This window comes from Microbacterium algeriense (genome assembly GCF_008868005.1).
GTDB classification, from domain to species: domain Bacteria; phylum Actinomycetota; class Actinomycetes; order Actinomycetales; family Microbacteriaceae; genus Microbacterium; species Microbacterium algeriense.
Genome location: NZ_WAAO01000002.1, coordinates 1,053,363 through 1,077,188, shown reverse-complemented (window position 1 = coordinate 1,077,188; position 23,826 = coordinate 1,053,363). Strand labels below are relative to the sequence as shown.

Here is a 23,826-nt window from a genome sequence, read left to right as displayed (position 1 = left end):
ATCCGCCACGACGACCACTGCGAGAGACCATGACCTACCCGCGCTCCTCCTTCGGCCCCGCCGCCGACCCTTCGACCAGCTCAGGGACCCAGGGGTCCGTGGCGCCGAGCCCCCGCTTCCCGCAGATCGAGGAGGAGGTGCTCGACTTCTGGAATACCGACGACACGTTCCGCGCCTCCATCGAGCAGCGCGAGGGCGCACCCGAGTGGGTGTTCTACGACGGCCCTCCGTTCGCGAACGGCCTGCCGCACTACGGCCACCTGCTCACCGGTTACGCGAAGGACGTGTTCCCGCGCTTCCAGACCATGATCGGGCACAAGGTCGACCGCGTCTTCGGATGGGACACCCACGGGCTGCCCGCCGAGCTCGAGGCGATGAAGCAGCTCGGGATCACCGAGAAGAGCGAGATCGAGGAGATGGGGATCGACGTCTTCAACGAGAAGGCGCGCTCCTCCGTCCTGAAGTACACGCACGAGTGGGAGGACTACGTCACCCGCCAGGCCCGCTGGGTCGACTTCGAGCGCGGCTACAAGACGCTCGACCTCGGGTACATGGAGTCTGTGCTCTGGGCGTTCAAGACGCTGTACGACAAGGGCCTCGCCTACGAGGGCTACCGCGTCCTGCCCTACTGCTGGCGCGACGAGACGCCCCTGTCCGCGCACGAGCTGCGCATGGACGACGATGTGTACCAGATGCGACAGGACCCGTCGGTCACGGTGACCTTCCCGCTCACCGGAGCCAAGGCCGAAGCTCTCGGCCTCACCGGGGTGCGCGCTCTCGCCTGGACGACCACGCCCTGGACCCTGCCGACCAACCTCGCGCTCGCCGTGGGCCCGGAGATCGAATACGTCGTGCTGCCGGCCGGTCCCGCCGGGGCCTCGGATGTGCACCAGGGCCGCGCCGCTCCGTCGCCGGATCAGATCGCCGTCGAGGCCTCCGCCCACCGCTACCTGCTGGCTAAGGACCTGCTCGGCGGATACGCCAAGGATCTCGGCTACGAGAGCCCGGAGGATGCGCTCGCCGCGGTCGACGCCACGCTCCGCGGCGCGGAGCTGGCCGACGTGACCTACGATCGCCTGTTCGACTACTACGCGGATGAGGAGACCTACGGCACCGGGAACGCCTGGCGCATCCTCGTCGACGACTACGTCACCACCACCGACGGCACCGGCATCGTCCACCAGGCACCCGCCTACGGTGAGGACGACCAGCGGGTCGCCGGCGCGGCGGGGATCCCGACGATCCTGTCCCTCGACGACGGCGGCCGCTTCCTCCCGAACGTCACGGATGTCGCTGGCGAGCTGTGGATGGACGCGAACACCCCGCTCGTGCGGATCATCCGCGACAACGGCCGACTGGTGCGGCTGCAGAGCTACGAGCACTCGTACCCGCACTGCTGGCGGTGCCGGAACCCCCTGATCTACAAGGCCGTGTCGAGCTGGTTCATCCGCGTGACGGACATCAAGGACGACATGCTCGCGAACAACGAGCAGATCACCTGGGTGCCGGAGAACGTCAAGCACGGACAGTTCGGCAAGTGGCTCGAAGGCGCACGCGACTGGTCGATCAGCCGCAACCGCTACTGGGGATCGCCGATCCCCGTCTGGAAGAGCGACGACCCCGAGTACCCGCGCGTCGACACCTACGGCTCGCTGGAGGAGCTGGAGCGCGACTTCGGCACGCTCCCGCGCAACCCCGAGGGCGAGGTGGACCTGCACCGGCCGTACATCGACGATCTCACCCGGCCGAACCCCGACGACCCCACGGGCAAGAGCACCATGCGCCGGATCGAGGACGTCTTCGACGTGTGGTTCGACTCCGGCTCGATGCCGTACGCCCAGGTGCACTACCCGTTCGAGAACCAGGAGTGGTTCGACTCGCACTCGCCCGCGGACTTCATCGTCGAGTACATCGGCCAGACCCGTGGCTGGTTCTACGTCATGCACGTGCTGTCGACCGCGCTGTTCGACCGCCCGGCGTTCACGGGCGTCAGCTGCCACGGCATCGTGCTCGGCAGCGACGGCTACAAGATGTCGAAGTCGCTGCGGAACTACCCGGACGTGTCCGAGGTGCTCGATCGCGACGGCTCCGACGCGATGCGCTGGTTCCTGATGTCCAGCGCGGTGCTCCGCGGCGGCAACCTCATCGTCACCGAGGAGGGCATCCGATCGGGCGTGCGCGAGTTCCTGCTGCCGCTGTGGAGCTCGTGGTACTTCTTCGCGACGTACGCGAATGCTTCGACAGGCTCAGCAACCCAGGGAGGAGCAGGCTCAGCAACCCAGGGAGGGGCAGGCTCAGCAACCCAGGGAGGCGGGTACGAGGCCTCGTGGCGCACCGACTCCACCGACGTGCTCGATCGGTACATCCTGGCGCGGCTCGGCGACCTCGTCCGCGAGGTGCGCGCCGACCTCGAGGGACTGGACTCGACCACGGCGTCCGCGCGGCTGCGCGACTTCGTCGAGGTGCTGACGAACTGGTACATCCGTCGGTCCCGCGATCGGTTCTGGGTGGGAGTCACGGACGACCCGAAGAGCCGTGAGGCCTTCGACACGCTCTACACGGTGCTCGAGACGCTCACGCGCGTCGCCGCACCGCTGGTGCCGCTCATCAGCGAGCGTGTCTGGCAGGGGCTCACGGGCGGGCGCAGTGTGCACCTGCAGGACTGGCCGGACGCGGAGCGGTTCCCCGCAGCGGACGACATCCGCGATGCGATGGACGCCGTGCGCGAGCTGTCGAGCGTGGGCAACGCGCTGCGCAAGAAGGAGAAGCTGCGGGTGCGGCTTCCGCTCGCCCGCCTCACGGTGGTCTCGCCGCTGGCTGCGGGGCTCGGTCAGTTCGAGGACATCCTCCGCGAGGAGCTGAACGTGAAGTCCGTGGAGCTCGTCGCGCTGAGCGAGAAGGCGGCGGGGGAGTACGGCATCAGCCATCGCCTCAGCGTCAACGCCCGCGCTGCGGGACCGCGTCTCGGCAAGGAGGTGCAGAAGGCCATCCAGGCCGCGCGCTCCGGAGACTGGTCCGAGGTCGACGGCGTTGTGACGGCAGGGGGCATCGCCCTGGAGCCCGCCGAGTACGAACTCGTGCTGGAGACCACCGGTCGCCCGGCGGGAGAGGCGCTCGCGATCGTGCCGTCCGGCGGCTTCGTCCTGCTGGACACCGACACGACGCCGGAGCTGGAGGCCGAGGGCGTCGCGCGTGATGCGATCCGCGTGGTGCAGGAAGCACGAAAGAACGCCGGGCTCGAGGTGAGCGACCGGATCGTCCTGGCGCTCAACGCGTCCCCGGAGGAGGCGGCGGCGCTGGAGACGCATGCCGCCCTCATCGCGGCCGAGACGCTCGCGGTGGCGTTCGCTGTGCAGCCGACCGACGAGCTGGATCGTCTCGTCGACGAGGTCACGAGCCCTGGTGACGGCGTGCACCGCAGCGGGGCCAGGGCTCTCGGCGCGGCCAAGGCGCCGATCGTCGTCACGATCGACACGAACCTGGAGAGGGTGGGCGCATGAGCGCGAGAGATCGGGCGGACGCCGTCTACGAGACGCTCCTGAGCCGCGCAGGGGAGCGGTGGGTCCAGCCGCGCAAGGAGCGCACCGCGCGGATCCTGGAGTACCTCGACGACCCGCAGCGCACCTACCGCGTGATCCACATCACGGGCACCAACGGGAAGACCTCGACGGCGCGCATGATCGAGAGCCTGCTGCGCGCGCACGATCTGCGCACCGGCCTGTTCACGAGCCCGCACCTTGAGCGCTTCACCGAACGCATCATGATCGACGGGGAGCCCATCGCGGATGACGCCGTCGCCGATGCCTGGGACGAGATCGAGCCGTTCGTGGGTCTCGTGGACGCCGAGCTGGAGGCAGCGGGCGAGGCGCCGCTGACGTTCTTCGAGCTGCTGACCGCGCTCGCGTTCGTGGCGGTCGCCGATGCGCCCGTGGACGTGCTCGTCCTCGAGGTCGGCATGGGCGGCGAGTGGGACTCGACGAACACCGCCGACGGCGACGTCGCCGTGTTCGCCCCGATCGACATCGACCACGCGGATCGTCTGGGCGACACCATCGCGGAGATCGCGCAGGTCAAGGCCGGCATCATCAAGGAGGGCGCTGCGGTCGTCTCTGCCCAGCAGCCCGCCGAGGCGGCGGAGGTGCTGCGCCGTGTCGCGGCGGAGCGGCACGCGACCATCGCGTTCGAGGGCGAGGAGTTCGGCCTGACCGAGCAGAAGCTCGCGGTCGGCGGTCAGCTGCTCACCGTCCGTGGTCTGGCGGGGGAGTACTCGGAGGAGTACCTCCCGCTCTACGGCGCTCATCAGGGGCACAACGCCGCTCTGGCGGTGGCCGCGGTGGAGTCGCTCATCGGCGGTGCCACGCAGCAGATCGCCGCCGACATCGTGACGGCGGGTCTGCAGGAGAGCACCTCGCCGGGACGGCTGCAGTTGATCGGCATCGCTCCGACCGTGATCGTCGACGCGGCGCACAACCCGCACGGCGCGAAGGCGCTCGCCCAAGCCCTCGACGACAGCTTCGACTTCGACGAGTGGGGCCTGGTGCTCGGCGTGCTCGCCGACAAGGACGCCGCCGGCATCGTCGCGGAACTCGCTCCTGCGGCGGCGCACGTGTTCGCCACGGCGCCCGAGTCGGACAGGGCGAGCGACGCCGACGCGATCGCCGACCTCGTCGAGCAGTCCGGACAGCGGGCGACCGTCCACCCCTCTCTGGCCGATGCCGCCGATGCCGCCCGCGAATGGGCCGCCGCGTCCGACCGTCGCGCCGTCGTCATCGCGGGGTCCGTGGTCCTCGCCGGGGAGGCGATCGCCCTGTCGGAGGAAGAGGACTGGAAGTCGGGGTGGCGCGCATGACCGCTCCCGCAGCGTCCGGACGTCGGCCGAGGCCGCCGCGCACCCTGGTGCAGAAGCTGGCGCCGGTCGTCCTCGGCTTCGAGGCGATCGTGGTCTTCCTGGTCGGGCTGACCATCTTCGGCCTCCGGCAGCTTCCCGCCGGGATCGAGCAGTGGTGGGCGATCGTGGGGGGTGCCGTGCTGGCGCTCGCGTGCATCGCCATCGCCGGCATGATCACGAAGCCCTGGGCCATCACCGCCGGATGGGTCGTCCAGGCCGCCGTCGCGCTGTCGGCGTTCTTCGTTCCGGCGATCCTGCTCGTCGTCCTGATTTTCGGCGGCATGTGGGCGTATGCGACCATCGGAGGGGCCCGATTGGACGCACGACGCCCGGTCGAGCCCACGACCACGACTCAGACAGAGAGTGAATGACATGGCCACCGAAGAAACCCTCGTCCTCGTCAAGCCGGATGGCGTCGCCCGCGGCCTCACCGGCACGATCCTCGCCCGCATCGAGGCGAAGGGGTACGCCCTCGTCGACATCCGCCTGGTCGAGCCGAACCGCGACCTGCTCGCCGCGCACTACGCCGAGCACGAGGGCAAGCCGTTCTACGAGCCGCTGATCGAGTTCATGCTCTCCGGCCCGTCCGTCGCCATCCGCCTGGCGGGCAACCGCGTCATCGAGGGTTTCCGCTCTCTCGCCGGAACGACCGATCCCACGACCGCCGCGCCGGGCACGATCCGCGGCGACTTCGGCAGGGACTGGGGGCTCAAGGTGCAGCAGAACCTGGTGCACGGCTCGGACAGCCCCGAGTCGGCCGCGCGCGAACTGGGCATCTGGTTCGACTGAGAACCCGTCCACATGCGCAGAGCCCGTCCGCCGAATCTCGGTGGACGGGCTCTTTCCGTGCGGCCTCAGAAGATCATGCCGATGACCTCGCCGAGGAGGTCGAGGCCGCGCAGCTGAGCGAGGAGGATCACGACGGCGTACGCGAGGATCGTGGCGAGCGGGACCCAGGCCATCAGCCGATTCGCGCGCTCCTGCACCTTCTCGTTGCTGGTGAAACTGCCGTTTCGAGTCAGGTGCAGCATGGTGGCGAAGAAGGTCGGGATGGTTACGGACCAGGTGAGCATGCACCACGGGCAGAGCACGCCGAGGTTGGGGGCGTAGATGCTCTGCCAGATCAGCCAGCAGACGAGGCCGAACGCGAAGGTCACGCCGGCGCCGAAGGTCAGCCAGAACCACCGGGGGAACCGTGATCCGGCGAGCAGTGCGACGCCGACGAAGAGGGGCGCCATCCATCCGGCGATACCGAGGATCGGGTTCGGGAAGCCGAAGACCTCTCCCTGCCACGACTCGAGGTTCTTCCCGCACTGGATCATCACGCTGACGTTGCAGCTCAGGACGGCGTCGGGATTGGCCGCGAGCACGAACTTCTCGACCGTGAGCTGGAAGGCGGCGAACCACCCGATCACGCTGGCGATGATCAGCCAGACGGCGTAGACGACGGGGCGGGTGCGCTGCTCGCTCATACTGGGGATTATCCCAGCGACTGCTATGGATGGGGCGAGAACCGGCCGGAGAAAACGCTGTCGCGTGACGGGATGCCGCGATCGGCCGCACTTGGTGCGATAATGGCCTGTGATGCGATGAACGGCGTTGCCGCGACACGCTTCGAGCAGACTTCGGGGTCCTATGCCCCACGCGATCAGAGCCATGAGCCGGTCGCAGACCGAGTGAGTTCGCGGAACCCGCGGGTACCGCATGAGATTTCACGGGACACCGAGTGTCCCGTGCAGGGAGTAAGCCAGAGATGGCCGATGAGAACAATGACAACAACGCCCCTACCCTCGACTTCCCGGCTGACGCCGCGGGAGAGCTGACGGAGCCCACCGCTCCCGACGCGGACGACCGCACCGCGTCGTCGACCGAGGAGGAGGACGCGGCCGACGTCGCCGCGGATGCCGCCGCCGACGAACTCGCCGCGGGATACGCGGCCGCCGATGACGCGGCTGCGGCCGCCGACGACGCGACCGCCGCCGCCGTGGATGCGGCTGAGGCTGCGGCGGATGACAGCGCCGCCGCGACCGAGACGGCCTCCGAGGCTGACGCCGCCGACGCCGCCGAGGCTGTCGCCGCGGAGGGGGAACCCGAGGCCGCCGACGGTTCCGACGCGGATATCGAGGCGGTCGCGGAAGCGATCGTCGAGTCGACCGCGGCCGCCGGGACGTCGCCCGTCGAGAACGCCGCGAGTGACGAGGCCTCCGCCGAGCAGGACTCCGCCGAGGAGACCCCCGCCGAGGAGAGCCCGGCCGAGAACGCCGCGAGTGACAAGGGCTCCGCCGAGCAGGACTCCGCCGACGAGACGCCGGAGGAGCCGGTCGCCCCCGAGACTCCGGCTGCCGTGACCGCCGTGTCGCTCGGCCTGCTGCCCGAGGTGTTCGTCTCCCAGGTCTCCACGCAGCTGCACTTCTACGCGCCCGAGATCGTGCCGCTTCCGGCCCGACCCGGCCGCGAGCGCGTCTTCGACCGGATCGCCGAGCGCGACCAGCCCCAGGAGGAGACCGGCTCCGGACGCCGCGGACGCCGCCGTCGCGGCGGATCCGACGGGGATGATCAGCGCGATGAGCCGCGCCAGCGTCAGCGTGTCGTCGAGTACATCACCGAGCCGAAGGCGATCAAGGGGTCGACGCGGCTCGAGGCCAAGAAGCAGCGCCGCCGCGACGGTCGCGATGCCGGCCGCCGTCGCCCGGTCGTGACCGAGGCCGAGTTCCTCGCGCGCCGCGAGTCCGTCGACCGGAAGATGGTCGTGCGCTCGAAGAACGGCCGCACGCAGATCGGCGTCCTCGAGGACGGCGTGCTCGTCGAGCACTACGTCGCCCGCAACCAGGACGCATCGCTCATCGGCAACGTCTACCTCGGCCGCGTGCAGAACGTCCTGCCGAGCATGGAGGCCGCGTTCGTCGACATCGGCCGCGGTCGCAACGCCGTGCTCTACTCCGGCGAGGTCGACTGGGACGGTGTCGAGACCGGCAACCAGCCGCGTCGCATCGAGCTGGCCCTCAAGCCGGGCGACCGCGTGCTCGTTCAGGTCACGAAGGACCCGGTCGGCCACAAGGGCGCCCGCCTCACCAGCCAGATCTCGCTCCCCGGCCGCTACCTCGTGTACGTGCCAGGCGGCTCGATGAACGGCATCAGCCGGAAGCTCCCCGACAACGAGCGGGCCCGCCTGAAGCGCATCCTCAAGGAGGTACTGCCGGAATCGTCCGGCGTGATCGTCCGCACCGCCGCCGAAGGGGCGACCGAGGACCAGCTCACGCGTGACGTGCAGCGTCTCACCTCGCAGTGGGAGCACATCCAGAAGCAGGTCGAGAACCAGCAGGCGCCGGCCCTCCTGCACGCGGAGCCCGACCTGCTCGTCAAGATCGTCCGTGACGTCTTCAACGAGGACTTCACGAAGATGCTGATCCAGGGCGAGGACGCGCAGCAGACCATCCGCGCCTACCTGGAGAGCGTCGCGCCCGACCTTCTCGAGCGCGTCGAGGCCTACGAGGACGAGACCGACCCGTTCGATGCGTTCCGCATCACGGAGCAGATCGAGAAGGCTCTCGACCGCAAGGTGTGGCTGCCCTCCGGCGGCTCGCTCGTGATCGACCGCACCGAGGCCATGACGGTCGTCGACGTCAACACCGGCAAGTTCGTCGGCTCGGGCGGAAACCTCGAGGAGACCGTCACCAAGAACAACCTCGAGGCGGCGGAGGAGATCGTCCGCCAGCTGCGTCTGCGCGACATCGGCGGCATCATCGTGGTCGACTTCATCGACATGGTCCTCGAGTCGAACCGCGATCTCGTGCTGCGGCGCCTGATCGAGTGCCTGAGCCGCGACCGCACGAAGCACCAGGTCGCCGAGGTCACCTCGCTCGGCCTCGTGCAGATGACGCGGAAGAAGCTCGGACTCGGGCTGCTGGAGACCTTCAGCGAGGCGTGCGAGGTCTGCGCCGGCCGTGGCGTCATCGTGCACCACGACCCGGTCGTGAAGCACCGCGCCAACGGCAGTGGAAACGGCGGAGGCAACGGCCAGAGCGGTCGCCGTCAGCGCGGCAACGGCGGAGGCGGCTCCAACGGCCAGAGCCAGAGCGCTCCGGCCGCACCCCACGTCACCCACAGCATCACGGAGGGGGCGAAGTCCGCGCTCGCGCAGATCGCCGCCTCGACGATCGCTCCCAGCGCCGATGGGACCACGGAGGCCGAGACGGTCGACGCCCCGGCGGCGGAGGCACCCGTGGCGGAGCGGCCCAAGAAGGCACGCAAGAAGCGCGGCGGCGACCGGAAGGGCCCGAAGACTCCGGCGGAGCAGCTGCTCGATTCGGTGCTGGATGCCCTTCCCGAGCCGAAGGCGCCCGGTCAGGGCAGAGGGCGTCGTCGCGTGACGACGGCCGCGCTCACCGGGACGCCCGTCGCCGTCAACAACGACGCGTCAGCGCCGGTCGCGACCGCGGACCCGGAGTCCTGAGGCGATCAGTCGGCGGACGAGCTCCTTGCCGCCGACATGCTGAGCGCCGCCGGCGATGAGCCGGGGGATGAGTTCCTCCGGCACGTCGTAGTGGTCTCGGTCGAAAGCCCGAGCCGGCACCTCGTTGGCCCGCGCGAACGCGTGCAGCTCGTCCAGGCTCGCGTCGCTGACGAGGTGCGCCCACAGGCGTCCGTGGGCGGGCCAGAGGGGGTCGTCGACGAGTACGGTCACCTCGTCAGCCTACGTCCGCTCCGATACGGCGGGCCGCGCGGGGCTCGGGCGCGGCGCGCTTTGCGACACCGGGCCTCATCCGGTAAAGTAGTCCCTTGGTGCGTATGCCGCGTCGTCCTCGCCGGTCGATGCGGAGAGCCTTGCGTTCGTGCCCGTCGTCCTGCGACGCATGCAAGCAACAGTCTTCCCGTGAGATTCTCGGAGCCGACGTGCTCCCCAACGAAACAAGGTATGAAGTGGTTTACGCAGTAGTGCGCGCCGGTGGGCGGCAGGAGAAGGTCGAGGTCGGCACGATCGTTCAGCTCGACCGTGTGCAGGCTGCCCAGGGCGAGAAGATCGAGCTTGCCGCTGTGCTGCTCGTCGACGGCGCCACGGTGACCACCGACGCCGACAGCCTGGCGAAGGTCAAGGTCACGGCTGAGGTCATCGGAAACCTCCGCGGCCCGAAGATCATCATCCAGAAGTACAAGAACAAGACCGGTTACAAGAAGCGCCAGGGCCACCGTCAGGAGCTCACGCGCGTCAAGATCACCGGCATCAAGTAAGACCGAGGAGACCAGGACATGGCACACAAAAAGGGCGCAAGCTCCACCCGTAACGGTCGTGACTCCAACGCACAGCGCCTCGGCGTGAAGCGCTTCGGCGGCCAGCAGGTCCTCGCCGGCGAGATCATCGTCCGCCAGCGCGGCACGCACTTCCACCCCGGCGTCAACGTCGGCCGTGGCGGCGACGACACGCTGTTCGCTCTGGCCGCGGGTGCGGTCGAGTTCGGCGCGAAGGGCGGCCGCAAGGTCGTCAACATCGTCGCTGCTGCTGAGTGATCTCAGCACGACACCAGACATCCGGTTCGGGGCGGGCTTCGGCCCGCCCCGTCCGTGTATCTGCCCTCCGTTGAGACGGGCAGACCAGAACCACTGAGGAGACCGAGACATGGTCACGTTCGTCGACACCGTCACGTTGCACCTGCGTGCGGGCAAGGGCGGCAACGGCTGTGTCTCCGTGCACCGCGAGAAGTTCAAGCCGCTGGGCGGCCCGGACGGCGGCAACGGCGGCGACGGGGGCGACATCGTGCTCGTCGCCGACCCGCAGACCGGCACGCTGCTGTCGTACCACCACTCGCCGCATCGGTCCTCCGGCAACGGCGGTCCCGGCATGGGTGACCACCGGTCCGGGTTCCTCGGCGAGACGCTGGAGCTTCCCGTGCCGGTCGGCACCGTGGTGAAGAACACCGCCGGCGAGGTGCTGGTCGACATGATCGTCCCCGGGGAGCGATACGTCGTCGCTGCCGGCGGTCAGGGCGGTCTCGGCAACGCGGCTCTCGCGACCCCGAAGCGCAAGGCGCCCGGGTTCGCCCTGCTCGGAACGCCCGGCTACGAGGGCGACGTCGTCCTCGAGCTGAAGACCGTGGCCGACATCGCGCTCGTCGGCTACCCCTCCGCGGGCAAGTCGAGCCTGATCGGTGCGATCTCCGCCGCACGCCCCAAGATCGCGGACTACCCGTTCACGACGCTGCACCCGAACCTGGGTGTGGTCCAGGTGGGGGACTTCCGGTACACCGTCGCCGACGTGCCCGGCCTCATCGAGGGCGCCAGCGAGGGACGCGGTCTCGGACTCGAGTTCCTCCGCCATGTGGAGCGCTGCTCCGCCCTGCTGCACGTTCTCGACTGCGCCACGCTCGAGCCGGGCCGCGACCCGATCTCGGACCTCGACGTCATCCTCGCCGAGCTGGGCGCCTACGAGGTCCCCGAGGGGCAGACGCCGCTGCTGGAGCGCCCGCAGCTCGTCGCGCTGAACAAGGTCGACGTCCCGGAGGCCCGTGATCTCGCCGAGCTCGTCCGGCCCGAACTGGAGGCCCGCGGCTTCCGCGTGTTCGAGATCTCCACGGTCTCGCACGAGGGGCTGCGGCCGCTCACGTTCGCGCTCGGAGAGCTGGTCGAGAAGCACCGTGCCGAGGCTGCCGTCGAGACGCCGCCGGAGCGGGTCGTCATCCGCCCGCGCGGCTCCAAGAAGGAGTTCACCATCCGGGTGGAGGGTGGAACCTACGGCAACGTCTACCGAATCCTCGGTGACAAGCCGGTGCGCTGGGTGCAGCAGACGGACTTCCAGAACGAGGAGGCCGTCGGGTACCTCGCGGATCGTCTCGAGAAGCTCGGTGTCGAGGACGAGCTCTTCCGTCTCGGCGCGGTCCAGGGATCGACGGTCGTGATCGGCGAGGGCGACAGCATCGTCTTCGACTGGGAGCCCACGATGACATCGGCCGCCGAGCTGATGAGCGCGCCCCGCGGCACCGACCCGCGGCTCGCTCCGAACGCCCGCCGGACGACGTCCGAGCGCCGCGAGCAGTACTACGAGCGGATGGACGCCAAGGCCCAGGCGCGCGCAGAGGTCGAGGAGCAGCGTCTGGCCGCCTACCGCGAGGACGGCGAGTGACCGCACGGACCCGAGCCGACCTCGCGACCGCATCCCGCATCGTCGTGAAGGTGGGCTCGTCGTCGATCAGCGGGGAGTCGTCGTGGCGGATCCCGCTCATCGTCGAAGCGCTGGCGGCCGCGCATGCCCGAGGTGCGGAGGTCGTGCTCGTGTCGTCGGGAGCGATCGCCTCCGGCATCCCGTTCCTCCGCCTCGATGCGCGTCCGACCGACCTGGCGACGCAGCAGGCAGCCGCCGCCGTCGGGCAGAACATCCTGATGTACCGCTACCAGGAATCGCTGCGGCCGTTCGACATCGTCGCGGGACAGGTGCTGCTGACGACGGGCGACCTGGAGAATCCGACGTCGCGCTCGAACGCCCGCCGGGCGATGGAGCGTCTGCTCGGCCTGCGCACCCTCCCCATCGTCAACGAGAACGACACGGTCGCGACGCAGGAGATCCGCTTCGGTGACAACGACCGCCTCGGCGCGCTCGTCGCGCAGCTCATCGAAGCGGATGCACTGGTGCTGCTGAGCGACATCGAGTCGCTGTACACGAAGCCGCCCACGGACCCGGGAGCCGAGCCGATCGACATCGTGGCCCCGGATGCCGACCTCAGTGGCCTGGAGTTCGGCGCGACGGTCGTCAACAGCGTCGGCACCGGGGGTGCGGCCACCAAGGTGTCCGCTGCGCGGCTCGCGGCGGCCTCGGGAATCGGCGTCCTGGTCACGAGCGCCGACCTGGTCGATCGGGCGCTCTCGGGCGCCGACATCGGAACCTGGTTCGCGCCGGCGACCTCCTAAACTGGGCGGATGACCGACCAGACCCCGCAGGTGCGCCTCGAGCGCGCCAAAGAGGCCTCCCGCGCCACGGCGTCCCTCACCAGCGACGACAAGGTCCGCGCGCTCGAAGCCGTCGCGGTCGCTCTGCTGCGCGAGGCGCCCCGCATCATCGACGCGAACGCGCGCGACATCGAACGCGGACGTGAAGAGGGGATCGGCGACTCGCTGATCGACCGTCTGCGACTCGACGACAAGCGGGTCGCCGCCCTCGCCGCGGCCGTCCGTGAGATCGCCGCGCTACCCGATCCGGTCGGCCGGGTGGTCGGCGGACATCGGATGCCCAACGGCGTGGCGCTCGAGCAGGTGCGCGTTCCGTTCGGCGTGGTCGGCGCGATCTACGAGGCCCGCCCCAACGTCACCGTCGACATCGCCGCACTGGCCCTGCGCTCGGGCAACGCGGTCGTCCTGCGCGGCGGAAGCGCAGCCCGCGACTCGAACACGGTGCTGGTCGAGATCATGCGCGACGCCCTCTCCGTTGCCGGCGTCACGCCGGAAGCGATCCAGACGGTCGACGATTTCGGACGTGAGGGGGCCAGAGCGCTCATGCACGGCCGAGGACTGGTCGACGTGCTGGTGCCGCGGGGGAGCGCGAGCCTGATCGAGACGGTCGTCACCGAATCGACGGTTCCGGTGATCGAGACCGGTGCGGGCAACGTGCACATCTTCCTCGATGAGACCGCACCAGACGACTGGGCGTGCGACATCGTCGTCAACGCGAAGGTCCAGCGCCCCAGCGTCTGCAACGCCGTGGAGACGGTGCTCGTGCACCGTCAGGCCGCCCCGCGCCTCATCCCGCTCGTGGCCAGCGCGCTCATGAGCGAGGGCGTGGCGATCCACGGAGACGACATCGTCGCCGGTCTCGTGACCACGGTGATCCCTGCCACCGAGGAGGACTGGGAGACCGAGTACCTGAGCCTCGATGTCGCGATGAAAGTGGTCGACTCGCTCGACGACGCGCTCGAGCACATCCGTCGCTACAGCACCGGGCACACCGAGTCGATCATCACGACCGATGCGCGCAACGCGGAACGCTTCCTCGCCGAGGTCGACTCGGCCGTGGTGATGACCAACGCCTCGACGCGATTCACCGACGGCGGCGAGTTCGGCTTCGGTGCCGAGGTCGGGATCTCCACCCAGAAGCTGCATGCTCGAGGACCGATGGGGCTCTCCGAGCTGACCAGCACCAAATGGCTCGCGCGTGGGGCAGGGCAGACGCGCGACTGAGGGCTAGACTGGGGGACGCTGTACCCCACAGGATCCCGAACAGCACGCCACGAAACGGAGTCAGGATGAACCTCGTCGCACAGATCGCGATGGCCGCTGCCGAAACGGAGCACCACGGCAACGTCGCGCTCGAAACGGTGATCTTCGGAGCCATCGCCGCGGTGGTGTTCGCCTTCCTCGGGCTGGTGACCTTCTCGTACAAGAACGTCGCCAACCGTCACTCGGCCAAGGCCGAGGCGTGGGCTGCAAGGCACGGCAAGGACGGCCACGAGGCAGGACACGGCCACTAGGCCCCCATGAACGACGCCGCGACCACGCGCCCCCCGCGCATCGGCGTGATGGGCGGGACATTCGACCCCATCCATCACGGCCACCTGGTCGCCGCCAGCGAGGTCGCCCACTCCTTCGGCCTCGACGAGGTCGTCTTCGTCCCGACCGGACGACCGTGGCAGAAGTCCGAGGTGTCGCCCAGCGAGCACCGCTACCTGATGACGGTGATCGCGACCGCGTCGAACCCCCAGTTCACCGTGAGCCGGGTGGACATCGATCGTGAGGGGCCCACCTACACGATCGACACGCTGCGGGACCTGAAGCGGGATCGACCGGACGCGGAGCTCTTCTTCATCACGGGAGCGGACGCCGTAGCGCAAATTCTCAGTTGGAGGGACCATGATGAGTTGTGGCAGTTGGCCCACTTCGTCGCGGTCTCACGTCCTGGACATGTCCTGAGCACAGACGGCCTCCCGAGCGACGACGTCAGCCAACTGGAAGTGCCGGCGCTGTCGATCTCGTCGACGGACTGCCGTGAACGCGTTCGCGACGATCAGCCGGTCTGGTATCTGGTCCCTGACGGGGTCGTTCAGTACATCGCGAAGCATCATCTGTATCGGAGCAAGGCATGAGTACATCGGATCAGCAGGGTCCGCTGACACGCAAGCAGCTGCGGGAGATCCGGCTGACGGGATCGACCCCGGTGATCTCCAGCGAGGAAGCCGCTGCCGCGGCGGAAGCGGCACCGCCGGCCCCGCCCGCGCCGCCGCTGCCGCGCCCCGCGGAGCCGGCCGTGATCCCGCCTGCTCCGACCCCCGCTGACGACGCCGAGCACCGCGACGCCCCGTTGACCCGCCGTCGGGCGCGCGAGCTCGAGAAGGTCCGCACCGCCTCCGTCCCCGTGATCGGTGCGGAGGAGGCGGACGAGTCCTCGGAGGCGGCGCAGGAAGCCGACTCGACCGACGAAGCCTCGACCGACCGCGAAGAGCCGGTCGGCTCCGCTCCCGTCGAGGTGGACGACCGAGCCAGCGAGATCGTCTCCGGAATTCCGGCATTCGGTTCCGACTCGGAGGACGACGACTCCGACCTCGGTGAGGAGGCCGCCGGCGAGCCGGTGCGGGCATCCTCCGTCGCCGATACGGTCGGCGAGGTCCCGCTCGAGTCCTCCGAAGAACCCGCGGCGGAAGCGCGTCCCGACGAGACCGAGGCTGCCCTCGGTCTGACGGACGAGCCGGACGCCACGGCAGCAGGCGATGATGTCCTCGCGGACGTCGATGACGCCGACGAGGAGGAGATCGCCGCGGGTGCACGGCCGACGGTCAACTCGTCCTTCGGCGAGGGCGTGCTCTCCGACGCTCCCGAGCCGCAGAAGCCGTTCCGCCCGTCCTTCGATGAGCTCCTCTCGGTGAGCGATTCGACCGGCTCGCAGCACTCCGCTCCGAACGCACTTATCTTCACGCCCTCTCCGGGCGAGGGCTCGCTGTCCGGCCCTGTCGCCTCCACCGGTGAGATCCTGATCACCGGCTCCTACGAACTTCCGCAGGGCATGGGCTCCCAGGGGCACGCGCTCGGAACGACCGACGGCAAGGAGGTGGACTCCGTTCTCATCGACGGCGAGCTGCCTCCCGCGTCGTCTCCCACGCCGATCGCCGCCAGCTCGGCGGTCAGCACCATCAAGCCCGCGGGCGAGGTCATCCGGCCTCCTGCTCCCGAGAAGGGCAACCGCCTGATGGTGACGCTCGCCATCGTCGCCGGCGGGCTCGCCCTCGCGATCGGCGTCGTCCTCGTCATCGCCTTCACCACGAAACTGATTTGATGCAATCACCTGAAACCGCCGAAGAGATGCTCCGCATCGCCGCCGAAGCCGCCGTCGCCAAGGGCGGAGAGGATCTGCTGGCGCTGAACGTCTCCGAGCCGCTTCCGCTCGTCGACATCTTCCTCCTCGTCACCGGGAACAGCGAGCGCAACGTCGCCGCGATCGCCGATGAGATCGAGGACAAGCTGATCGAGTCCGGCCACAAGCGCGTCCGCCGCGAGGGACGCGCGGAGGCCCGCTGGGTCCTGTTGGACTTCGGCGACCTGATCGTCCACGTCTTCCACCAGGAGGAGCGCGTGTACTACGGCCTCGAGCGCCTGTGGAAGGACTGCCCGATCGTGCCCATCGACATCGCGGAGCCCGCCGCCGAGACGGCCGCAGACCCTCGCTGACATGACGACGCACCTCGTCACCGGTGCCGGATCCGGCATCGGCGCTGTCCTCTCTCGTCGACTGCTCGCCCGCGGTGACGACGTGGTCGCGCTCGCCCGTGATGCCGGTCGCGCCCGGACCATCGCCGAGGAACTCCCTGGAGCGACGGTCCTCGTCGGCGACCTGGCTCAGCCGGGTCGGCTCTCCTGGGCGCTCTCCAAGCAGCAGCTCCCGCAGCGCATCGATTCGCTGGTGCACGTCGCCGGCGTCGTCGATCTCGGCGACGTCGGAGACCTTCCGCCGGCGATCTGGGAGCAGCAGCTGGCGGTGAATCTGATCGCCCCCGCCGAGCTGACCCGGCTGCTGCTGCCTGTGCTGCGCGTCTCGCAGGGGCATGTCGTGTTCGTCAACTCGGGTGCGGGCCTGCGTGCGAGCCCCGGTTGGTCGGCCTATGCCGCCTCCAAGCACGGTCTCCGCGCCCTGGCGGATGCGCTGCGTGCCGAAGAGGCGCAGCACGGCGTGCGGGTGACCTCGGTCTTCCCCGGCCGCACGGCCACGCCCATGCAGCAGCGGGTGCGCCAGCAGGAGGGTCAGGACTACGACGCGGGGGAGTTCATCACCCCGGACGCGGTCGCGACCACCATCCTCACCGCACTCGACCTGCCGCGTGACGCTCACCTGACCGAACTGACGATCCGTCCTGGGCGCTGACCCCGGGCGTGACGGCACGGCGTAGCCGGTCTTCCTCAGCTGTCAAGGGCCTTCCCCTCCGCCGGACGGCGGGGCACTCTCGTTGAGAGAGAGTCCTGGAGGGCCCGCACATGTCTGATATTCCTGATCCGCGTTTCGTGCTTCACCGCATCACGTCGTCGGAGTGGGTGATCAACGACCTGCGCTACCCCGAGAACGACCCTCGCCATGTCGTGGCCTGCGTGTACGAACTCGCCGAGACGGAGGTCGAGGTGACCTGGCTGCGCGAGCTGCCCCTGGCTCTGCGCTACGGCTCTGCGTTCGAGGTCCTCGAAGAGGTCGAGCGGATGCAGCACACCGGCAGGGCGACGCGCCCGATCTCCATCCCTCACCGTCCGCCCCTGCTCGCGACCTGATCGCGACCAGCGCGCGTCGAAAGAAGCGCACCGTCTCCGTGGAGACGGTGCGCTCTTGTTTTCCGCGGTGCGGGTTCAGCGCAGGTCGTCTGTGTCGTCGGCGTCTTCCGTGGACGCGGCACGGTCGGCCTCCGCGCTGTCGACGAGTGCGTCGTCGATGTCGGTGTCGAGGGTCTCGTCGCCGTCGACCTCCCGGGTGGGCACGTCGCCGTGATCGTCGTCGGGCAGCGGGACGAGGGGAGGGGTGGGATTGGACATGGGGCATCCTTTCGTCGAGGGATGCGCTCACGGTACGACCGCCGCACGCGCCGTGACGAATGCCTTGACGCCGGAGGGGCGGCGCGCTATCGCGAGGAACAGGGGCGTATCAGGATCCCCACCACCGTTCGGGCGATGGTGGGGATCCTGATCTGCCGACGAAGCGGCGCCCCGACGACTGCGGGTGCAGGGCGTGCGGCCCCGACTCAGTAAACGGCATGCCTAGACGTTTGTCCAGGGTCAGTTGCCTGAAAGTCCAGTCAGCACAGCGTGTCAGCTCGCCGTCCGGACGGGAAAGGAGCGATCAGTGCCGGCGTGAGAACGCGAAAAGCCCCTGGCGAACCAGGGGCTTTCTCGGTGGACCTGAGGGGACTCGAACCCCTGACCCCCTGCATGCCATGCAGGTGCGCTACCAGCTGCGCCACAGGCCCAAACGCTCTCCGGGCCGGCCGGAGCAACGTGAAAAGCCTACTACAGGATTCGCCGCGAGCACGAATCGAGCCAGGGCGCCCGGGCGCGTCCCGTCCGGTGGAACAACCGGAGCGGGCCGGGCGTTCTGATCAGCGTGAGCATCCTCGACAGTCTCGTGATCGGCGCAGGGCAGGCCGGGCTCTCGGCGTCCTTCCATCTCGGGCGACTCGGCATCCCGCACGTGGTGCTGGATGCGGACGACAAGCCCGGCGGCGCCTGGCAGCACCGCTGGGACGCGCTCACGATGCGCGACGTGCACGGGGTGGCGGAGCTGCCCTCCGACGACCCTCCTCCGCGCGACGACGCGCGCGCCAACGTGGCTGTCCCCGCGTATTTCGCCGCGTACGAACAGCGGCACGCTCTTCCGGTGATCCGCCCGGTGCACGTCGAGCGCGTCGAGGACCACGACGGTCTGCTGGTCGTGCGCGCCCCGGAGGGGGAGTGGACGACCAGGACGCTCGTCAACGCCACCGGGACCTGGACGCACCCGTTCCTGCCGCACTTCCCCGGCATGGAGACGTTCCTCGGAGAGCAGCTGCACACCGTGGACTACCCCGGCCCGGAGCACTTCCGCGGCAAGCGCGTCCTGGTGGTGGGCGGGGGAGCATCAGCGGTGCAGTTCCTCGGCGCGCTGGCGCCCCTCACCGACACGCTCTGGGTCACGCGTCGGCCTCCGGTCTGGCGGACCGACGACTTCACGCCGGAGGCCGGAGCGGCCGCCGTGGCGCTGGTCGAGCAGCGGGTCGCCGCCGGGCTCCCTCCGGAGAGCGTGGTCAGCGTCACGGGCCTGATGCTGCGGCCGCAGGAGCGCGAGGCGGAGCATCTCGGCGCCTATGCGGACCGCCGGCCGCTGTTCTCGCGGATCGAACCCGACGGGGTGCGCTGGGCGGACGGATCCTTCGAGCGCGTCGACGTGATCCTCTGGGCGACCGGCTTCCGGCCCGCCATCACGCACCTGGCCCCGCTGCACCTGCGCAGTGCGGCCGGAGGCATTCAGCTCGACCGCGGTGGTCGCGGCACGACGGCGGTCGCGGACCCGCGCGTGCAGCTCGTCGGCTACGGTCCCTCCGCGAGCACCATCGGGGCCAATCGGGCGGGGCGGGCGGCCGCGAAGGGTGTCCAGCGGGCGCTTCAGCGTGCTGCCGCGCCTGTCACCAGCGGTTGAGCACGTCTTCCGCGAACCCCTCGATCCCGTCGACGCGCACACGGGCGCCCTCGTCGTCGCGCACCCAGCCCGACCAGACGCCGAACAGCTGATCCGTCCTGCTCGCGATCACCAGAGCGTTGGTCTGCGAGTGCTTGTCGTAGAAGGGCGTGAAGGTCAGATCCGCGGTCTCCCCGTGGATGTGCCACGGCTGCATGAACCGCTCGGGGTCGTAGTCCCAGACGTAGTCCTCGCCGAGCTTGGAGAGCCGGCCGTCGACGACGAGGGCGTTCTCGGTCGTTCCGGAGCCGTCGGTCCACTTCGAGCCGAGCTGGAGCCCGATCACGCGGCCCTCCACGATCCCGCTGCCGGCCGCCCAGTTCCAGTGCACGCGGTACGGCCAGCGTCCGCGCCCGTGGTCGAGCACCGCCCAGCTGCCGGCCGGCAGGTCATGCGCGACGCCGTTCACGCTCAGGTACCCGGTGGCGGGACGGGCGACGTCCTTCACGGTGTACTGGAAGCGCGTCGGGTCTCCTTCCTCCCGGAGCCAGGGCACGACCACACCGAGCGAGTCGTGATCGCGAGGGCGGGCGGCCATGATGTCGAAGGAGACTCCGAGTGCGCGTCCGCGCAGGCGGGTTCCGTCGAGCGACTCGTCGACGTCGATCGTCAGGCGCCGGGTGCGGGCACGCGCCGGTCCCTCGCCGAGCGAGGCCGGAAGTTCGGCGCTGCGACTCCCGGGTGAGATCACGGTCGACCCCGCGCTCTCTCCCGTGGCCCGGTCGAGCACCCAGATCTCGTGGAGGGACATGTAATCGACGCAGGAGACGGTGAGCGAGACGATGTGCGCCGGACTCATCACATTCCAGTACTCCCAGCGCTTGTTGCGTCCCCACGAGCGCCGGTCCGGGATGCCGGAGGTGTCGTGCAACGGAGTGCGCGACCACCCCAGCGCCTCCGGGTTCAGTCCGCCGTCCGCACGGGTCAGCGATATGCGCGCGAGGATCTCGCGCTCGGTCGAGGGGGTGGGCGTCATCGTCCTGCCATCCGAAGGGACACCGCTGCGGGTCGGCGTCGTAGCCCGATTGTAGGGGTGCGGGACGATCGACGTGTTCTCGATACGCTGGGGAGCATGCTGCGCATCGTCTTCACCGTCGTCTGGCTGCTGCTGTCGGCTTGGCTGCTCATCTGGGTCGGAGAAGGACTGTTCGGGGTGGATCAGCGCGAATCGGTGCTGCCGTTCGCGGGAGACGACACGCTCGGCGCCCCGATCCTCATCGGCGTCGCCTGGGGGCTGCTGCTGACCTTCGGCGGGATGACGACGGGTCTCGGCCGCCGGAAGCGCGTCCGCGGGGAAGCCCAGATCGGGGTGGGAACCATCGTCGAGCTCTCCCGAACCGGCCTGACGGTCAACGACGTCCCGCAGTACGACCTGTACATCCGGGTGAGTCCCACCGGCGCCGACGAGTTCATCGGTCAGCTGCGGATGCTCGTGGACGCCTCGGACCTGGCGAGCCTGCAGGTCGGGGTTCCCGTTCCCGTGCGGTACAGCCTCAGCGATCGGGACACCGTGGAGCTGGCTGACCTCAGCGATCCGTCGGTCCGGGAGGCGATGCTGCAATGGCGGATCGACCACGGTCTGATCCCACCGGGCCAGGTGCGGGCGCGCACCTCCGGCACGCAGGTGCCCGCATCCGTGCTCGAGGTGCGGCCGACCGGTCGGCGTCGTGAGGGACAGAGCGAGCTGCAGCTGCGCGTGCTGATGGCACCGGACGGGGTGCCGACCTGGGAGGCCGAGACCACGGTGTTCGTGTACCCGCAGGCCGTGCCGCACCTCCAGGTCGGTGCGCCGGTGTGGGCGTTCTATCGACGGGAGGACCCGCAGACGGTCGCCGTGACCATCGAGAAGGAGGACGGCCGATGAACGCGCTGGACACGCTCATGTGGCTGGTGAACTTCCCCGCGGCGCACGGTTATGCCATGGTCTTCATCGCGGGGTTCTCCATCCTCGGGTTGTTCGCCGCATCGGCCAAGACCGCCGCGCCCGGCGGTGCGCTGCGCAGCATCCGCGAACGCGAAGGGCTGCTCTCCGGCGAGGGACGACCGCGGGGACAGGTGGGTAGCGCGGTCGTGCGCATCGTGTTCCGCATCCTGGCGTTCGCGATGCTGGGCTCGCTCGTGATCGGCATCCTCAGCCTGACCGGGGTTCCCGTCACGCGCGCGTACATCTACGACAACGGTCGCCCGACGACGGCGACGGTCGACGGCGACTGGGTGACCTTCACGACCGCCGAGGGGGTCGAGTACACGCTCGAGAGCAACTTCTTCACACCCGCCGTCTACCCCGATCGGGATGCCTACTTCCCGGGCGGGGAGCCCGTCGTGGTCCGCTACCTGCCCTCGCACCCGCAGGCGTTCGTGATCGACAGCGAGCAGACCCCGCGCTGACGGGCCGGAGCGTAGGGTGAAGGTATGTCCCGTATCCTCGTCTTCGGCGGCCACGGCCGCATCGCCCTGCTCCTCGCCCCTCTCCTCACCGCCCGCGGAGACGAGGTGACCGGTGTCATCCGCAATCCGGAGCACACCGCCGACGTCGCGGCCACGGGTGCTCGCGCGCTGGTCGCCGATGTCGAGGGTCTCGACGTCGACGAGCTGGCGGAGCTCATCCGCGGTCACGACGCCGTGGTCTGGTCGGCCGGCGCCGGAGGAGGCTCGCCGGAGCGCACCTATGCGGTCGATCGCGACGCCGCCCAGCGTTCCATGGATGCGTCGGAGCGCGCCGGCGTCCGCCGATACGTGATGGTGTCCTGGCTCGGCTCCACTGCGGATCACGGCGTGCCGGAGGACGACTCCTTCTTCCCGTATGCGGACGCGAAGTGGGCTGCGGACGAGCACCTGCGCGGCTCGGGTCTCGAAGGCACGATCCTCGCTCCCGGCACCCTCACCTTCGACGAGCCGACCGGTCGCATCCGGATCGACCCTGAGGGCAGCGGCGCCGTCTCCCGCGCCGACGTGGCCGCCGTGATCGCCGCTTCCCTTCAGGAGCCGTGCACGATCGGGCGGACCATCCGCTTCGGCAACGGCGACGCGGAGTCGGCGGTACCGATCGAGCAGGCTCTCGCCTGCTGACGATGCATCGCGGCAGGGGAGCGGCATGAGGTATCCGTGGGCTGCGGGTGCGCTGGTCGCTCTCCTCTGCGGCCTCTGCGCGGGGCCAGGGGCCACGGCGGCGGTCCGTGAGCCGGTGCCCGCGAGCGCCGCCGCCGCGAGCGCTCCGCCGCGTGCCCTCGCCGACCGCGCGGCGTCTCTCGTCGGAGAGATGAGCGTGGCGGAGCGGGCCTCGACCATCGTGATGGGTCATGTCGCGAGCACCGATCCCGCGGTCCTCCGGTCGTACATGCAGTCGGGCATCGGCGGGTTCATCCTGATGGGGCCCAACATCCCCGCGACGGAGCCCGAGCTGCAGGCTCTCACGGCTGCGCTCACCGTCGACCCCGCGCTCCCGCCCCTGATCGCGGTGGACCAGGAGGGCGGGATCGTGTCGCGGTTGGCGGGCGACGACTACCCGGCGTCCACCTCGCTGAAGGAGCGGCCGGTCGCCGACACCAGCGCAGCGTTCGCGGCACGCGGGTCGCTGGTGGCCCGCGCGGGCATCACGGTGAACTTCGGCACCGTCGCGGACGTGACCGACGATCCCGCCTCCTTCATCCACGGCCGCGCGCTGGGCACCGATCCTGCCGCCGCCGCCGAGCGCGTCGCGGCAGCCACCGAGGCCCAGGAGCCGTTCGTCGCCTCGACGCTGAAGCACTTCCCCGGCCACGGCGCCGCTGCGGGAGACTCGCATCACGCGATCCCGAGCACCCCTCTGGCGCTCGACGACTGGCGACGTTCGGACGCTGTGCCGTTCGCGGCGGGAATCGACGCCGGGGCCTCTCTGCTGATGTACGGCCATCTGGCGTTTACGGCGGTCGATCCGCTCCCGGCTTCCCTGTCGCCCGAATGGCATCGGATCGCCAGGGAGGAACTGGGCTTCGAGGGCGTCGCCGTCACGGACGACCTCGGGATGCTGCTGTCATCGGGCGATCCCGCGTACGCCGATCCGGTCGCCAACGGCATCGCCGCGGTGGCCGCAGGAAACGACCTGGTCCTGATGGTCGCGGGATCCGATGCCGGGACGGCTTCGCGGATGGCGGCGGGGATCGCCGCCGCGGTCGAAGCAGGCACGCTTCCCGCGGACCGTCTGGAGGAGGCGGCGGTCCGCGTCGTCACGTTGCGGCTGCAGCTGAGCGCTGCGGCCGCGCGGTGGTCGGTGTGCGCCGACTGCGAGCCGGCGCACTGATCC

Annotated in this window: 25 protein-coding genes and 1 tRNA gene; 21 read left to right on the top strand and 5 right to left on the bottom strand. The window is 69.7% G+C overall.

Annotated features, from left to right (window positions below):
- The first annotated feature begins 29 nt into the window (after nt 1-29).
- Genes ileS through ndk form a run of 4 tightly spaced genes read left to right on the top strand, consistent with a single transcriptional unit; the run spans nt 30 to nt 5,677 of the window.
- A complete protein-coding gene (gene ileS, locus F6A08_RS12805) occupies nt 30-3,500 on the top strand; it encodes an isoleucine--tRNA ligase (RefSeq protein ID WP_151459607.1) in 3,471 nt (1,156 codons plus the stop codon).
- On the top strand, nt 3,497-4,849 hold the full coding sequence (locus tag F6A08_RS12800; protein WP_151459606.1) for a bifunctional folylpolyglutamate synthase/dihydrofolate synthase: 1,353 nt from the start codon (nt 3,497-3,499) through the stop codon (nt 4,847-4,849). The genes ileS and F6A08_RS12800 overlap by 4 nt, the downstream gene beginning before the upstream one ends.
- Complete coding sequence (locus tag F6A08_RS12795) at nt 4,846-5,259, top strand: DUF4233 domain-containing protein (protein ID WP_225855822.1); 414 nt, start codon at nt 4,846-4,848, stop codon at nt 5,257-5,259. Before F6A08_RS12800 ends, F6A08_RS12795 begins: the two co-directional genes overlap by 4 nt.
- A gap of 1 nt (nt 5,260) precedes the next feature.
- Nucleotides 5,261-5,677: a nucleoside-diphosphate kinase gene (ndk, locus tag F6A08_RS12790; RefSeq protein ID WP_151459605.1), complete on the top strand. Its 417-nt coding sequence runs from the start codon at nt 5,261-5,263 to the stop codon at nt 5,675-5,677.
- A gap of 65 nt (nt 5,678-5,742) precedes the next feature.
- Here ndk and F6A08_RS12785 read toward each other — a convergent pair whose 3' ends face one another.
- A complete protein-coding gene (locus F6A08_RS12785) occupies nt 5,743-6,360 on the bottom strand; it encodes a vitamin K epoxide reductase family protein (protein WP_151459604.1) in 618 nt (205 codons plus the stop codon).
- Nucleotides 6,361-6,641: 281 nt separating this feature from the next.
- Between F6A08_RS12785 and F6A08_RS12780 the strand changes: the two genes are divergently transcribed.
- Nucleotides 6,642-9,341 carry an Rne/Rng family ribonuclease gene (locus tag F6A08_RS12780; protein ID WP_151459603.1) on the top strand — a complete coding sequence of 900 codons (2,700 nt, stop codon included), beginning with the start codon at nt 6,642-6,644 and terminating at the stop codon, nt 9,339-9,341.
- Here the strand turns inward: F6A08_RS12780 and F6A08_RS12775 are convergent.
- Nucleotides 9,306-9,572, bottom strand: coding sequence for a DUF4031 domain-containing protein (locus tag F6A08_RS12775; RefSeq protein WP_017202372.1), 267 nt, complete (start codon nt 9,570-9,572; stop codon nt 9,306-9,308). The two genes, F6A08_RS12780 and F6A08_RS12775, sit on opposite strands and share 36 nt — an antisense overlap.
- 236 nt (nt 9,573-9,808) lie before the next feature.
- Between F6A08_RS12775 and rplU the strand changes: the two genes are divergently transcribed.
- From rplU to F6A08_RS12720, 11 genes are all read left to right on the top strand, one after another.
- Complete coding sequence (gene rplU / locus F6A08_RS12770) at nt 9,809-10,117, top strand: 50S ribosomal protein L21 (RefSeq protein WP_164479560.1); 309 nt, start codon at nt 9,809-9,811, stop codon at nt 10,115-10,117.
- 18 nt (nt 10,118-10,135) lie between these two features.
- Nucleotides 10,136-10,393 carry a 50S ribosomal protein L27 gene (gene rpmA / locus F6A08_RS12765; RefSeq protein ID WP_017202370.1) on the top strand — a complete coding sequence of 86 codons (258 nt, stop codon included), beginning with the start codon at nt 10,136-10,138 and terminating at the stop codon, nt 10,391-10,393.
- A 109-nt stretch (nt 10,394-10,502) separates the two neighbouring features.
- Complete coding sequence (gene obgE / locus F6A08_RS12760; RefSeq protein ID WP_124895690.1) at nt 10,503-12,002, top strand: GTPase ObgE; 1,500 nt, start codon at nt 10,503-10,505, stop codon at nt 12,000-12,002.
- Nucleotides 11,999-12,784: a glutamate 5-kinase gene (proB, locus tag F6A08_RS12755; protein WP_017202368.1), complete on the top strand. Its 786-nt coding sequence runs from the start codon at nt 11,999-12,001 to the stop codon at nt 12,782-12,784. The genes obgE and proB overlap by 4 nt, the downstream gene beginning before the upstream one ends.
- 9 nt (nt 12,785-12,793) lie before the next feature.
- The gene (locus F6A08_RS12750) at nt 12,794-14,047 is read left to right on the top strand and encodes a glutamate-5-semialdehyde dehydrogenase (RefSeq protein WP_151459602.1); all 1,254 of its coding nucleotides are present in this window, start codon (nt 12,794-12,796) and stop codon (nt 14,045-14,047) included.
- A gap of 65 nt (nt 14,048-14,112) precedes the next feature.
- Nucleotides 14,113-14,337, top strand: coding sequence for a hypothetical protein (locus F6A08_RS12745; RefSeq protein ID WP_017202366.1), 225 nt, complete (start codon nt 14,113-14,115; stop codon nt 14,335-14,337).
- Nucleotides 14,338-14,343: 6 nt separating this feature from the next.
- Nucleotides 14,344-14,949, top strand: a complete 606-nt coding sequence (gene nadD / locus F6A08_RS12740) for a nicotinate-nucleotide adenylyltransferase (protein ID WP_017202365.1) — start codon at nt 14,344-14,346, stop codon at nt 14,947-14,949.
- Nucleotides 14,946-16,133: a hypothetical protein gene (locus F6A08_RS12735; RefSeq protein ID WP_151459601.1), complete on the top strand. Its 1,188-nt coding sequence runs from the start codon at nt 14,946-14,948 to the stop codon at nt 16,131-16,133. The genes nadD and F6A08_RS12735 overlap by 4 nt, the downstream gene beginning before the upstream one ends.
- A complete protein-coding gene (gene rsfS / locus F6A08_RS12730) occupies nt 16,133-16,525 on the top strand; it encodes a ribosome silencing factor (protein WP_026049748.1) in 393 nt (130 codons plus the stop codon). The genes F6A08_RS12735 and rsfS overlap by 1 nt, the downstream gene beginning before the upstream one ends.
- Nucleotide 16,526: 1 nt before the next feature.
- A complete protein-coding gene (locus F6A08_RS12725; RefSeq protein WP_124895687.1) occupies nt 16,527-17,216 on the top strand; it encodes an SDR family oxidoreductase in 690 nt (229 codons plus the stop codon).
- Nucleotides 17,217-17,326: 110 nt separating this feature from the next.
- Nucleotides 17,327-17,611 (top strand): hypothetical protein, encoded by a 285-nt coding sequence (locus F6A08_RS12720; RefSeq protein ID WP_026049747.1) that lies wholly within the window; start codon nt 17,327-17,329, stop codon nt 17,609-17,611.
- 75 nt (nt 17,612-17,686) lie between these two features.
- Here the strand turns inward: F6A08_RS12720 and F6A08_RS12715 are convergent, their stop codons facing one another.
- The gene (locus tag F6A08_RS12715; RefSeq protein WP_124895686.1) at nt 17,687-17,869 is read right to left on the bottom strand and encodes a hypothetical protein; all 183 of its coding nucleotides are present in this window, start codon (nt 17,867-17,869) and stop codon (nt 17,687-17,689) included.
- 358 nt (nt 17,870-18,227) lie between these two features.
- Nucleotides 18,228-18,300: transfer RNA gene (locus F6A08_RS12710), tRNA-Ala, on the bottom strand.
- Between the two features lie 134 nt (nt 18,301-18,434).
- Here F6A08_RS12710 and F6A08_RS12705 point away from each other — a divergent pair.
- A complete protein-coding gene (locus F6A08_RS12705; RefSeq protein WP_151459600.1) occupies nt 18,435-19,505 on the top strand; it encodes an NAD(P)-binding domain-containing protein in 1,071 nt (356 codons plus the stop codon).
- Here the strand turns inward: F6A08_RS12705 and F6A08_RS12700 are convergent.
- Nucleotides 19,492-20,520 carry a DUF2804 domain-containing protein gene (locus tag F6A08_RS12700; protein WP_151459599.1) on the bottom strand — a complete coding sequence of 343 codons (1,029 nt, stop codon included), beginning with the start codon at nt 20,518-20,520 and terminating at the stop codon, nt 19,492-19,494. The genes F6A08_RS12705 and F6A08_RS12700 overlap by 14 nt on opposite strands.
- A 96-nt stretch (nt 20,521-20,616) precedes the next feature.
- Here F6A08_RS12700 and F6A08_RS12695 point away from each other — a divergent pair, with 96 nt between their 5' ends.
- From F6A08_RS12695 to F6A08_RS12680, 4 genes are read left to right on the top strand one after another with little or no spacing between them, the layout of a single operon-like run.
- Nucleotides 20,617-21,408: a hypothetical protein gene (locus tag F6A08_RS12695; RefSeq protein ID WP_151459598.1), complete on the top strand. Its 792-nt coding sequence runs from the start codon at nt 20,617-20,619 to the stop codon at nt 21,406-21,408.
- On the top strand, nt 21,405-21,932 hold the full coding sequence (locus F6A08_RS12690) for a hypothetical protein (protein WP_124895683.1): 528 nt from the start codon (nt 21,405-21,407) through the stop codon (nt 21,930-21,932). Before F6A08_RS12695 ends, F6A08_RS12690 begins: the two co-directional genes overlap by 4 nt.
- A gap of 24 nt (nt 21,933-21,956) precedes the next feature.
- The gene (locus F6A08_RS12685) at nt 21,957-22,613 is read left to right on the top strand and encodes an SDR family oxidoreductase (RefSeq protein WP_151459597.1); all 657 of its coding nucleotides are present in this window, start codon (nt 21,957-21,959) and stop codon (nt 22,611-22,613) included.
- 25 nt (nt 22,614-22,638) lie between these two features.
- Nucleotides 22,639-23,823, top strand: coding sequence for a glycoside hydrolase family 3 N-terminal domain-containing protein (locus tag F6A08_RS12680; RefSeq protein ID WP_151459596.1), 1,185 nt, complete (start codon nt 22,639-22,641; stop codon nt 23,821-23,823).
- Nucleotides 23,824-23,826: the final 3 nt, after the last annotated feature.

Excerpts from the sequence above, each read along its gene's own strand:
- rsfS (WP_026049748.1), top strand. The coding sequence starts at position 16,133 with ATGCAATCACCTGAAACCGCCGAAGAGATGCTCCGCATCGCCGCCGAA.
- F6A08_RS12745 (WP_017202366.1), top strand. The coding sequence starts at position 14,113 with ATGAACCTCGTCGCACAGATCGCGATGGCCGCTGCCGAAACGGAGCAC.
- nadD (WP_017202365.1), top strand. The coding sequence starts at position 14,344 with ATGAACGACGCCGCGACCACGCGCCCCCCGCGCATCGGCGTGATGGGC.
- ileS (WP_151459607.1), top strand. The coding sequence starts at position 30 with ATGACCTACCCGCGCTCCTCCTTCGGCCCCGCCGCCGACCCTTCGACC.
- F6A08_RS12720 (WP_026049747.1), top strand. The coding sequence starts at position 17,327 with ATGTCTGATATTCCTGATCCGCGTTTCGTGCTTCACCGCATCACGTCG.
- F6A08_RS12700 (WP_151459599.1), bottom strand. The coding sequence starts at position 20,520 with ATGACGCCCACCCCCTCGACCGAGCGCGAGATCCTCGCGCGCATATCG.
- F6A08_RS12750 (WP_151459602.1), top strand. The coding sequence starts at position 12,794 with ATGACCGACCAGACCCCGCAGGTGCGCCTCGAGCGCGCCAAAGAGGCC.
- F6A08_RS12695 (WP_151459598.1), top strand. The coding sequence starts at position 20,617 with ATGCTGCGCATCGTCTTCACCGTCGTCTGGCTGCTGCTGTCGGCTTGG.
- F6A08_RS12795 (WP_225855822.1), top strand. The coding sequence starts at position 4,846 with ATGACCGCTCCCGCAGCGTCCGGACGTCGGCCGAGGCCGCCGCGCACC.
- F6A08_RS12785 (WP_151459604.1), bottom strand. The coding sequence starts at position 6,360 with ATGAGCGAGCAGCGCACCCGCCCCGTCGTCTACGCCGTCTGGCTGATC.
- rpmA (WP_017202370.1), top strand. The coding sequence starts at position 10,136 with ATGGCACACAAAAAGGGCGCAAGCTCCACCCGTAACGGTCGTGACTCC.
- ndk (WP_151459605.1), top strand. The coding sequence starts at position 5,261 with ATGGCCACCGAAGAAACCCTCGTCCTCGTCAAGCCGGATGGCGTCGCC.
- F6A08_RS12725 (WP_124895687.1), top strand. The coding sequence starts at position 16,527 with ATGACGACGCACCTCGTCACCGGTGCCGGATCCGGCATCGGCGCTGTC.
- F6A08_RS12735 (WP_151459601.1), top strand. The coding sequence starts at position 14,946 with ATGAGTACATCGGATCAGCAGGGTCCGCTGACACGCAAGCAGCTGCGG.
- F6A08_RS12690 (WP_124895683.1), top strand. The coding sequence starts at position 21,405 with ATGAACGCGCTGGACACGCTCATGTGGCTGGTGAACTTCCCCGCGGCG.
- F6A08_RS12780 (WP_151459603.1), top strand. The coding sequence starts at position 6,642 with ATGGCCGATGAGAACAATGACAACAACGCCCCTACCCTCGACTTCCCG.
- F6A08_RS12685 (WP_151459597.1), top strand. The coding sequence starts at position 21,957 with ATGTCCCGTATCCTCGTCTTCGGCGGCCACGGCCGCATCGCCCTGCTC.
- F6A08_RS12800 (WP_151459606.1), top strand. The coding sequence starts at position 3,497 with ATGAGCGCGAGAGATCGGGCGGACGCCGTCTACGAGACGCTCCTGAGC.
- F6A08_RS12715 (WP_124895686.1), bottom strand. The coding sequence starts at position 17,869 with ATGTCCAATCCCACCCCTCCCCTCGTCCCGCTGCCCGACGACGATCAC.
- obgE (WP_124895690.1), top strand. The coding sequence starts at position 10,503 with ATGGTCACGTTCGTCGACACCGTCACGTTGCACCTGCGTGCGGGCAAG.
- F6A08_RS12680 (WP_151459596.1), top strand. The coding sequence starts at position 22,639 with ATGAGGTATCCGTGGGCTGCGGGTGCGCTGGTCGCTCTCCTCTGCGGC.